This window comes from Bacteroides sp. 1001136B_160425_E2 (genome assembly GCF_015559655.1).
Classification (GTDB): Bacteria; Bacteroidota; Bacteroidia; order Bacteroidales; family Bacteroidaceae; genus Bacteroides; species Bacteroides luhongzhouii.
On sequence record NZ_JADMQH010000006.1, the window covers coordinates 141337 to 153372 of the forward strand.

The 12036-nt window shown below is 39.9% G+C and carries 6 protein-coding genes; 5 read left to right on the forward strand and 1 reads right to left on the reverse strand.

The window, feature by feature from the left end:
• Positions 1-113: 113 nt before the first annotated feature.
• From I2I04_RS07725 to I2I04_RS07745, 5 genes are read left to right on the forward strand one after another with little or no spacing between them, the layout of a single operon-like run.
• Positions 114-3614 (forward strand): TonB-dependent receptor, encoded by a 3501-nt coding sequence (locus I2I04_RS07725; protein ID WP_195471420.1) that lies wholly within the window; start codon positions 114-116, stop codon positions 3612-3614.
• 27 nt (positions 3615-3641) lie between these two features.
• Positions 3642-5387, forward strand: a complete 1746-nt coding sequence (locus I2I04_RS07730) for a RagB/SusD family nutrient uptake outer membrane protein (protein WP_195654724.1) — start codon at positions 3642-3644, stop codon at positions 5385-5387.
• Positions 5388-5416: 29 nt separating this feature from the next.
• Positions 5417-6310, forward strand: coding sequence for an endonuclease/exonuclease/phosphatase family protein (locus I2I04_RS07735; protein WP_195654725.1), 894 nt, complete (start codon positions 5417-5419; stop codon positions 6308-6310).
• A gap of 17 nt (positions 6311-6327) precedes the next feature.
• Entirely contained in the window at positions 6328-8490 is a 2163-nt protein-coding gene (locus tag I2I04_RS07740; RefSeq protein ID WP_195654726.1) for a hypothetical protein, read from the forward strand.
• An 11-nt stretch (positions 8491-8501) separates the two neighbouring features.
• Positions 8502-9392 carry an endonuclease/exonuclease/phosphatase family protein gene (locus tag I2I04_RS07745; protein ID WP_195471410.1) on the forward strand — a complete coding sequence of 297 codons (891 nt, stop codon included), beginning with the start codon at positions 8502-8504 and terminating at the stop codon, positions 9390-9392.
• 174 nt (positions 9393-9566) lie between these two features.
• On the opposite strand, the gene I2I04_RS07750 is transcribed toward I2I04_RS07745, so the two are convergent.
• Complete coding sequence (locus I2I04_RS07750; protein WP_195654727.1) at positions 9567-11999, reverse strand: ATP-binding protein; 2433 nt, start codon at positions 11997-11999, stop codon at positions 9567-9569.
• Between the last annotated feature and the right edge of the window lie 37 nt (positions 12000-12036).

Sequence of the window (12036 nt, forward strand, 5' to 3'; positions counted from 1 at the left end):
TTAGGCTTATGCAAAAAAACTCTTTTTTCTCTCACCCGCTTTTTTGACTTGTGTGTCTACTAAGCATAAATGAGATTTTAAATCTAAGTTTAACTTTAATCAAAGCAAGTAGTATGAAACACAAAGTTCTGCTCGTATTGTTGCTGGGGATAATCATAAGCGTGTCCGCTTCTGCCCAAAAGGTGACAATGAATCTTAAACAAGTAAAGCTGGAGAAAGTATTCTCTGCTATTACACAGCAAACAGGTCTTACGGTAGCTTATAGCCGTACGATCGTCAATCCGGATCGAATAGTAACGGTAGAAGCAAAGAATCAGGAACTATCCAAAGTTCTGAATGATTTGTTTATCGGTACTAACGTAAATTATGAGATCGGAAAAACAAAAATTTATCTGAAGGAGAAAGCTACGGATGCTGAACAACAGACCAATAATGCGAATAAAAGAAATATATCCGGTCGGGTAATCGACGAGAAAGGAGAGCCGATTATTGGTGCCAGTGTGATGGTGCAAGGCAGCTCTTTGGGTACAATAACGAATGTAGACGGACGTTATACTTTGGCCAATGTTCCCGAAAATAGTACGGTTACAATCTCATACATCGGATATATTACGGTCAATTATGCTGCTACCAGTAGAAATCTATCCCAGGTAGTACTTCGCGAAGATAGTAAGACACTGGAAGAAGTGGTGGTAGTGGGATATGGTACACAAAAGAAAGTAAATCTGACCGGTGCCGTTGCCGTAGTTTCGGGTGACGAGCTAACGACTCGTTCGGCTGCCAACTTGTCACAACTCCTGCAAGGTTCCGTACCGAATATGAACGTAAACTTTAGTTCGGGACGTCCCGGACAAGGAGGAAGTTTCAATATTCGTGGTGTCAACTCAATTAGTGCGGATGCAGCACCTCTGACTATCATTGATGGAATTGAGGGAGATATAAATAAGGTAAACCCCAATGATGTAGAATCCATCAGTGTTTTAAAGGATGCTTCGGCTGCTGCCGTATATGGTGCCCGTGCTGCTTATGGAGTTATTTTGGTTACAACCAAGAATGGAAAGGTAGGCAAAACCAATGTCAGCTACAACGGACGTTTCAGTTTTGGGGAAACGACGACCTCTACGGATTTTGAAACGCGTGGTTATTATTCGGCCGGTATCAATGATATGTTCTATAAGACATATCAAGGGGTTCCTTATACACATTATACCCAGGAGGATTATCATGAATTATGGATTCGCCGTAATGATAAAGTGGAAGATCCTTCCCGTCCATGGGTGGTAGAAAAAAATGGAGAATATAAATATTACGGCAACTTTGACTGGTATAATTGTTTGTTTGATAATACTCGTCCCACTTGGGAGCATAACTTAACAGTTTCGGGAGGTACTGAAAAGGTGAAGTATATGCTGTCGGGTAACTACTATAATCAGAAAGGAATTATCAGAATAGATCCGGACCGTTTTAAGAAATATACATTCCGTTCGAAAGTCATAGCTAACATCACTTCTTGGTTTGAATTAAGTAACAATACTTCTTATTACCATTCTGAATATACCTATCCGGGACTATCGGGAGTTAATGATGTTTTCAGCAGAGCCGGGCGGCATGCTTTGGCAAGTATTGTGCCGATGCATCCGGATGGAACCCTGGTTTACAGAACGGGTCTGACAGATACAGGAGAAGTAGCTGATGGTGTTAGCGCCGTATTATTGAATGGCGGACACCATAACCGGGATCGTGAATATGAGTTTGTAACTACGTTCGAGGCCGTATTGAAACCGATCAAACATTTCGAAGTCCGTGCAAACTATAGCTGGGCACATTACAGTCAGCAGAATTTGAATCGTTCCGTAGATGTATTATACTCCAGAAATCCGGGAGAAACAATTACAATGGATAACGGACGTACCAGAGGCAATTATTTGTCGGAAGTACAAAATAACCAGATCCGCCAAACTTTCAACTTATATGGAACGTATGATAATATCTTTGCGAATGCACATTCGGTAAAGGTTATTGTGGGAGGTAATTATGATTATAAGTATTTTAAGAAACTGGGAATGAAACGTAACGGGTTACTCTCTGAATCTCTCGATGATTTTAACCTGGCAAAAGGTGATGATATATCCATAACCGGAGGACAAGAGGAATATGCGATTCTCGGTTTCTTCTATCGTTTGAATTATGGATATAAAGACCGCTACTTATTGGAAGCCAGCGGACGTTATGACGGTAGTTCCCGTTTTCGTCGAGGACATCGTTTCGGTTTCTTCCCGTCATTCTCTGCCGGATGGCGTGTCAGTGAAGAAGCCTTCTTTACACAAGCCAAAAACTATGTAAGCAATCTGAAACTAAGACTGTCTTACGGATCATTGGGAAATCAGAAAACAGTAGGTTATTATGACTATCTGCAACTGATTAATACCGGAGCGGTATTGAACTATGCTTTCGGAGATACAACAAAAGGCGATTATGCCTATGAGTCAGCTCCGAACTCTACCGATTTGACCTGGGAAACTGTAATCACAAAAAATATAGGTTTAGACCTGGGGTTTCTTAATAACCGCTTGAATGTATCTTTTGATGCATATATTCGTGATACCAAAGATATGTTGATGGCAGGAAAGACTTTACCTGGCGTATATGGTGCCTCTTCTCCCAGAATGAATGTGGCAGACTTGCGTACGAAAGGGTGGGAAGCATCTATTACTTGGGGAGATAGTTTTACCTTGGCAAGCAAGCCTTTCAACTACCGGATAATGGCTGGTATCGGAGATAATACCTCCAAAGTAACGAAATATGATAATCCCAACCGGACGCTGACTGATCCCTACGAAGGACAGCAGTTAGGCGAAATATGGGGATACGTAGTGGATGGATATTTTAAAACGGATGAAGAAGCAAGGAATTATAAAGTGGACCAATCGTTCGTTAACCAAATGATTAATGCAAGCGCTTTGGATAATGGACTTCATGCCGGTGACCTTAAATTTGTCGATTTGGATGGTAACAACAAGATCGAACAGACAACATCGGCTAATGACCGGAAAGACATGAAAGTGATCGGTAACTCATTGCCGCGCTACAATTATAATTTCGGAATCTCCGCGGATTGGTATGGAATTGATTTTTCAGTTCTTTTTCAGGGCATTGGCAAACAAAACTGGTATCCTGGTGCTGAAACGTCCATGTTTTGGGGACCTTATTCCCGACCATACGCTAGTTTTATTCCTTCCGACTTTATGAGTCAGGTATGGAGTGAAGAAAATACAGATGCTTATTTCCCACGTCCCAGAGGATATGTGGCTCTCGGTAGTAATCGTGAATTAGCTGTGGTCAATACTAAATATTTGCAGAACCTGGCTTATTGCCGATTGAAGAATCTTTCTATTGGTTACACATTGCCGGATAAATGGCTTTCTAAAATAGGTTTCGAGAAAATACGTGTTTACTTTAGTGGTGAGAACTTGCTGACATTCACTAAGCTACATTCCGATTATATTGATCCGGAACAAGCATCGGCAAGTAACAGCTGGAAAACGAGTAAAAGTGATGCAAATATTTATCCCTGGGCAAAGACGTACTCTTTTGGTGTAGATATAACATTCTGATAATAACGAATATAAAGAAAATATAGTATGAAAATAATGAAATATACATTGTGGGCGACTGTTGGTCTGTCGTTGTTATTCGCTTCTTGTGAAAACATACTGGATATAAATCCAAAAGATCGCTTGACAACTAAGGATTATTTTACGAATGAAGAGCAATTACAGTTGTACAGTAATCAATTCTATTCGAATAACTTCCCGGGTGATGGCGATATTTACAAGGATAATGCTGATATGCTGATTGTATCACCCTTGGACGATGAAGTGAGCGGACAACGTGTCATTCCGGAAACGGGTGGAGGATGGAGTTGGAGTGCACTGCGATCAATTAATTTCTTATTGGATAATCTGGGAAACTGTAAAGACCAGAAAGTGCGAGACAAATATGAAGCCCTGGCACGCTTCTTCCGTGCTTATTTCTATTTTGAAAAGGTGAAACGTTTTGGGGATGTACCTTGGTACGATAAAGTACTTGGCTCGGATGATGCTGATTTATACAAAGCCAGGGATTCACGCGAATTTGTGATGGGAAAGATAATGGAAGATCTTAATTTTGCCATAGAGGTTTTTAAAGAAACCAACCGGACAAAAGAACTTTATCGCGTAACCTGGTGGACTGCCCAAGCATTAAAGTCACGTGTAGGATTATTTGAAGGTACTTATCGTAAATATCATGGATTGGGTGATTATGAGAAATACTTGAATGACTGTGTAAGTGCCTCTAATGAAATCATGACTGCTTCCGGAGGATATTCATTATATCAATCCGGCTCACAGTCCTATCGTAATCTATTTAAATCCGAGAATGCAATTGATGCTGAAATAATATTGGCAAGGGATTATAATAATGATTTGAGTCTGGTTCATAAAGTACAGGCATTTGAGAATTCTCCGACATTAGGTCGTCCCGGACTTTCGAAAAAACTGGTCAATTATTATTTAATGAAGAATGGCAACCGTTTCACCGACCAACCCAATTATGCAACAATGGAGTTCAAGGATGAAATAGTCAATCGTGATCCGCGTTTAGCGCAAACAATCCGCACTTCAAATATAAACATGAATGTTACGATGACCGGATACCACCTGCTGAAATATGCAAATGATAATATGAGCTATACAGGTGATTCAAGCAATGACCTTCCTCTGTTCAGATTGGCAGAAGTCTATTTGAACTATGCCGAAGCAAAGGCAGAATTAGGCACACTGACGCAAACTGATATCGACAATACGGTAAACAAATTGCGGACACGTGCAGGAGTTACGGGAAAATTGAATATGAACGCAGCAAACCTTGCTCCGGACTCTTATATGTGTGCTCCGGAAACCGGTTATGTGAATGTCACAGGAGATAATAAAGGGGTGATTCTGGAAATCCGCCGGGAACGTGCGATAGAGCTAGTCATGGAAGGCTTCCGTTATTATGATTTGATGCGCTGGAAAGAGGGACAATGTATGGCCCAATCCTTTAAAGGGTTTTATCTTCCTGCTACAGCTATCAACAAAGCGTACGATATTGATGGAGACGGAACAAATGATGTCTGTTTCTACACCACATCTTCGCAACCCAATGTTGGAAGTGTGACGTATGTAAAATTGGCTTCCGATGGAAGCGGTACCTCTTTGTCAGAAGGTAATTATGGCAATTTATTGTGCTATAGCTGGATCGACCGTACCTGGAATGAGAACCGTGATTATCTATATCCGGTACCAAGACAGGAAATAACACTATCTAACGGTGTCGTAACCCAGAATCCGGGATGGAATGAGTAACAAGTATAAAAGATATAAATGATAGATTTATGAAAAAGATAGTAATATATACATTGATTTCCTTCATATTCTCTGTTTTTGCTGGTAGTTGTGAAGATAATAAAGACAATTCATTGTATTATCCTGATTTTACGTGGGATACAGGAGATGAAGAGGAAGACGAAGACCCCGTGACTGAAACGTCCATGCGTGTAGCAACTTATAACTTACAGGTGGAGACTGGTACAGGATGGACTAACCGACGGGAACGTGTGGCACAATTAATTAAAGACTACGATTTTGAGATTTGTGGATTCGAAGAAGCCAGTTGGGAACAACGTTCCTACTTAGGAACTCAACTTGCGAGTGATTATCAGATTCTCGCTTATGGTCGTGACACTGGAAATGACGATAACAAAGCAGGAGAGATGAGTGGCATTTTATATAAGAAGAGCCGCTACACATTACTGGATGCCGGACGTTTCTGGTTTTCCGAAACTCCGGAAATTCCTTCCAATGGATGGGATGAAACAAATTTCAAACGTTTCTGTGTATGGGGAAAATTCAAGGATAACAAGACTCAAAAAGAATTTTATCTTTTTGAAACTCATATGCCTTTGGCTGATAATGCTAGAAAACACGCATGTCAAATGCTGGTAGATGCAGTTTCTGATAAGGTGAAAGACAATACTCCCGCATTTTGTACCGGCGACTTTAATGCTACTCCTGATGCTCCCGAAATAGCTACTACGATTTGTCAAAGTGGTATATTAAAAGATGCATATCGGGAAGCGGCCGTTCAGCATGGAGCTCTCTTTACATTTCCTTCTAAAAAGACCAGAATTGATTTTATTTTTGTGAAGCATGCTACGGTGCTTTCTGCCCGCACTATTGTTAGTTCTTTATCCGATCATTATCCTATGGTGATCGTAGTAGAAATCTAAAATAAAAAATGAAGATTATGAAAAATAAATTTTATCATATAAATACATATTCGGTAATGGGATATTGGACCATTTTATGGATGGCTGTTTTATCTTTCTCATGCTCTGATTTTAATCCGATGGATTCATATAGCCGTATTCCGCCGGATAGGAACACAGATATAGATGACGGAGACGAGGGTGACGGAGCAGGTGGGCTTTTTGAAAAAGGTTATGGAACAGTGAACAAGCCCTATCTCATCATGGATGTGATACAGATTCAGAATATGAGTGAAGCTTTGGTGAAAGGAAAGATGATTTATTTCCAATTGGGAGCTGATATTGATATGAAGTCTGTATCTAATTGGGACCCATTGAACCCAAACGGTGACTATTATATCTATTTTGATGGAAATAACCATATTGTAAAGAATTTCACCTGTACGGACAAAGCGTATGCCAGTTTCTTTGGTATTTTGGCCGGAACTTGTAAGAATGTCGGTTTTTATAATGCTCATATAGAAGCAGCAGCTAATAGTGGTGCAGGGGTTATCGGCGGTTATATCGGAGTGAAGGCCCCAAACGCTGTAGAGAAGACAGGGCAAGTGGAAAATTGTTATGTCTCTGGAAAAGTGAAAGGAAAGTATGCCGGTGGAATAGCTTCCCGTATGGGTAGACCGTATGGAGGACAGATTTGTTACATCAAAAACTGTTATTCCACAGCAGAAGTTATATCTACAGGAGATGAATGTGGAGGTATTGTAGGTTCTATGTATGAAAACAGCGAAGTGTCGTATTGCTATTCTACAGGTGTATTAATTGGAGCCAATTCAGTGGGAGGTATTGCTGCACTTCCTTCCGAAGGAGCTAAAATTACTTCCTGTGTTGCCTGGAACTGGAAAATAACAGGACCAGCTGCCAGATCAGGACGTATCAGTGGAGTTTTGTCTCAAGGTGAAAGTGGACATCAGGCGGATCCTGTCGCATCTGAATGTTATGCATGGGAGGATATGATTTGTACAGGATTTGCTCCGGAGGATAATGCAGGCTCCGTTTCTACTGGAAAATATGATGGAATGGGCGAGAGTGCTCTGACTTTACAGAATAGTATTGCCAATTGGGGGACTCCATGGCATGATGTTGGGAATATAGATATGGGATTCCCTATTTTAGAGTGGCAATTGGATAGAGGAGATTACGCTAGTTATGGAGGACATGACAACGAACCGGAAGGAGATTTTGCCAATGGGAATGGAACTCAAAATAATCCTTATGTGATTGCTAATGCTACCCATATTCAGAATATGAGCAAAGCCCTCATTGAAAAACAAACGACTTATTTTGTCTTGAGTGCAGATATTGATATGCAAGGGATCAAGTGGACGCCTCTGAATGATGCTAATGGTTATCATAAATGGATTGATTTTGACGGACGCAATCATGTAATTAAAAACCTTACTTGTGAGTCAGGCACGTATAGAAGTTTCTTCGGGGTATTGTGTGGAGAATGTAGAAATGTGGGATTTGTGGATGCAAATATTTCATCTCCGAATACTGGTATTGGCATCATAGCTGGTTATGTAGGATTGGCTGCCGGTGCAGAGAATTATACGGGTAAGATAACTAATTGCTATACTACTGGAGTACTGAAGGGGTCGGGAGCAGCAGGTGGAATTGGCGGTGTACTTGGTGGTTCGGGATATATCAAAAATTGCTATTCCAGTGCTACTGTTATCGATCAGATTACTAACAATACAGGCAAAGCTGGTGGAATCATCGGAAGGGTGAATGGCAATGCCAGTGGAAGCGGTATTGAGAATTGCTATACTAGTGGTGAGATCAGTACCATAGGTGGAGGAAATGTAGGAAGCATAGTGGGCAAAATAGATAATGGTAAACTAACAGTTAAGAATTGTGTTGCCTGGAATACGATGTTGACCAGTACCGATAAAACAAAAGTAGGACGTATAGTCGGAGGTACTGCCAATGCTATTTATGAAAACTGCTATGCTTATGATGGTATAATTCTGAAAGCAGGAGAAACTACATTTACCGTTTCAGATGAGACATCACCGTCCGGTAGTAGTTTCCAGGGAGTAGCTAAATCTGCTAACGAACTGAAAAATACTGTCATAAGCTGGGATTCTTCTCTTTGGAAAGAAGGAAGCAACGGCTATCCGGTATTTAAATGGAGTAAATAAATTGATATTTAATGATTTGTAATATGAAGTATTCTATAAATAAGAAATATTATTTTCTACTTTTGATTTTACTTTTTGCCGGATGTCTTCCGGCAAAATCTTCCAACTTGGACAAAACGAAGCCAGAAGATATTATTCGCCTTGCATCTTATAACATCCGTACCAAAGGAGACAAGGGGGATAAGGCTTGGGAAGTCCGTCTGAACGCATTGGTGGATGTTGTACGACGGAATAAATTCGATATGTTTGCCATACAGGAAGGACGTACCTCTCAATTAAAGGATATGATGATTCTGAACGAATATTCTTATATCGGTCGTGATCGTGACGGGGATAATAAAGGAGAACATTGTGCTATTTATTATAAAAAAGATCGCTTTAAGGTGTTGAAACATGGTGATTTCTGGTATTCGGAAACTCCGGATATACCTTCTTATGGTTGGGGAGCACGTTGTCGTCGGATTTGTACTTGGGGATATTTTAAAGATCTCCGGTCTGGGAAGAAATTCTATGTATTTAATTCACATACGGATCATGAAGCAACAGAAGCAAGGCGACAATCTTCGTTCATGTTGTTGGAACAGGTAAAGAAGATCGCTAAAGGTAAACCGACCTTTTGCACCGGTGATTTTAATGCTACTCCGGACGAAGAACCGATACAACTTCTCCTGAGAGATAATTTATTGCTAGATTCATATGAATGTACTCTGACACCTCCCAAAGGACCGTCAGGTAGTTTTTATGCCTATGACAAAACAGGAAAAACAGCTAAGCGCATAGATTTTATTTTTGTGACTCCAAAAATAAAAATACTTTCTTATCACACCATTGATGATGATATAAAGTATAATAAGTACTCTTCAGATCATTTTCCTGTAATGGTGGAAGCGCTACTGAAATGAGAAAAGGAATAAACTTTGAATAGTTATAAAAAACAAGTTGTAAAGGTCGTTCATTATTATAAGTGTATAGATATATTTGTATATATCGCATTGATGTTGTTTCGGCCTTTACACTGTTTTGATCATATCAATATTGAGAAACCAAACATTCGGACAATTCCTTTTATAGTCAGTCTAATCAGCAGCGTGGTACGGATGTGTAAACCAGAAGCAGGAGCCTACTCCTTCGGTCGAATCCACGCCAATTTCTCCTCCCATTTGGGAAACAATGCTTTTGCAGATAGAAAGTCCGAGTCCTGTACCCTGAACAAAAGTATTCAGCTTCACAAAACGTTCAAATACGCTCTTTTGCTTTTCTTCCGGTATTCCCATTCCGGTGTCGCGCACATAGAATTTTATTTTCTGATGGGATACTTGTTCATATCCCAGGGTGATACTACCTTGCCGGGTGAACTTTAATGCGTTATTTATAAAGTTACTGATCACTTGAGTGAATCTGTTTTTATCCGTATAGATATAACATTCAGGGAATGGTTCCTCCAAAATCAGTTCAACACCTTTACCTACTTTCATGCCCATTGATTTGATAATTTCAGAACAAGTCTCATTAACATCTACATTGGTGTATACAAAATTGAATGTTCCCGCTTCGATTTTCGAAAGATCGAGAATGTCCGAGATCAGTTGCAAAAGAAGTTCATTATTCTCTTGCACAATCTTAATGTATTCCTGCCGTTCGCTTCTGCTATCCGTTTCTGCCAGAAGACTGGAAAAGCCGACAATAGCATTGAGAGGAGTACGGATCTCATGACTCATGTTAGCCAGGAAAGCCGACTTCAGACGATCCAGTTCTTCCGCTTTATCACGGGCAATAATCAATTTCTGTTCAGTCTCTTTCAATGGCGTGATGTCATAATTGATACACAACATCTCAATAATGCCGTCTTGCGGACGATAATCTCTGACCATAACATTAATGCTGGTCCATGTATATTTACCATTCTCCCTGCATACACGAACTTCTTTACGCAAACTGGTTGCTTTTCCCTCTTTCACTTCGCGTACAAAGTTTTTCAGAACAGCTTGATCTTCAGGAACCACATGTGCATATACTCCGATAACCTGTGGCATGGGAATACCTTCTTTCTCTCCCAAATTTCTGTACCATGTATCTTGGGCATACCCGTCTCTTGTCAATACATTGAAATGAGCAAATCCTACCTTGGCGTAATCACCGATTAGAAGAAACAGATTCTCAAACTCCTGTATCTTGGTATATGCATTGGCTGTTTCCGTCGTATCTATATTGATAAATAAATGGTTGATAAACTGATTTTGAGAATCATAGAGAGAGGTCACTTTTGTAGTAAGATTGATAATCCCTTTCTTATGAGTGTCTATATACCGGTTTATTTTTGAGAAATCATAATTGATGGAAAAATCTACATTTTCCTTTGCTTTCAACTTTTCTTTTATCTCTAAAGGAATATTCGGATTGTCGAACATGTTGATTCCCAAAGCTTTGCTTTTATCTGATAAACCGAATATTTCAAGTTCTTTATCATTAATGTCTACCAAATAACCATCTTCGTCATAAAGTTCGACACCTGCCGGAAGATTCTTGTAGATGTTTCTCATGATCTTTTCACTGTTGTCCAAAGCAAGACGATCTTCTTTGGCCTGTAACTCGGATTTTCGTAATTCAATGCAAATACTGATGATGTTAGCCAAAGAAGAAAACCACTGAAGATCGACATTACTCCAACTACGGCATACGCTGACCATGTCAACACCCATATATCCCCACACTTCATCTTTCGCTATGAGGGGAACAGCCATCAGTGATTTAATATTCTGGGCTTCTAAAAGATTACGGTATTCCTGCGCCTCTGAAGGCATTTCATCCAATGTATTCAAGATGATAGATTTTCTGTCCGTGATCTGGCGGTTCCACCAGAAAGAGTCATCCCAAAGTATATTTTGTAGATTATCCCGTTCTTCGGACACTCCTTCAGCCGTTGCTTCATACATACAATTCTGTACCTGTTTCTTTCTATCTATTTCGACGATATAAGTACGGTCTCCTTTGAATTGTTTGAGTATGTCTCCTAATATCCGGTTAATGACTTGTGGTATATCATCGCATTGTAAGAAAGCAAGCAATGAATAAGAAATGCTGTTTTGTTGATAGAGCAGACTGTTTACCTGAAGAAAATTAATGTTATCATTTGAACGCTCAATAGGCCTATCTATACATTGAAGGTAACCGATCATATTTTTATATCCCTCTTTATCGGGTTTCTGAATCTTAATTCTAGAATACACCCAGATTTCCCCGTCTTTTGCCCGAACTGGGAACATTTGTTCGTATGTCTCCAGATTAGAGAGAGACATGTATTCGTTTTTAAGACGCGATCGGTGGTCTTCACGTATTCTTTGATGGAATTCGGTGAAACTGATATGGTTACTTTCAAGGCCGAGTAAGTCAACAATAAAGTCAGAGCAGATATATTCTTTATTCTTCAAATCTGACTCCCACCATCCCATTTTGGCCATCTGTGCTATCTGAACGTATTTTTCATAGTCATAATTTGTTTGTTCTTTCATATTGTTTGCTCTTGTTTTCTGTTTTATATTATAAGAC

Excerpts from the sequence above, each read along its gene's own strand:
- I2I04_RS07730 (WP_195654724.1), top strand. The coding sequence starts at position 3,642 with ATGAAAATAATGAAATATACATTGTGGGCGACTGTTGGTCTGTCGTTG.
- I2I04_RS07735 (WP_195654725.1), top strand. The coding sequence starts at position 5,417 with ATGAAAAAGATAGTAATATATACATTGATTTCCTTCATATTCTCTGTT.
- I2I04_RS07750 (WP_195654727.1), bottom strand. The coding sequence starts at position 11,999 with ATGAAAGAACAAACAAATTATGACTATGAAAAATACGTTCAGATAGCA.
- I2I04_RS07725 (WP_195471420.1), top strand. The coding sequence starts at position 114 with ATGAAACACAAAGTTCTGCTCGTATTGTTGCTGGGGATAATCATAAGC.
- I2I04_RS07740 (WP_195654726.1), top strand. The coding sequence starts at position 6,328 with ATGAAAAATAAATTTTATCATATAAATACATATTCGGTAATGGGATAT.
- I2I04_RS07745 (WP_195471410.1), top strand. The coding sequence starts at position 8,502 with ATGATTTGTAATATGAAGTATTCTATAAATAAGAAATATTATTTTCTA.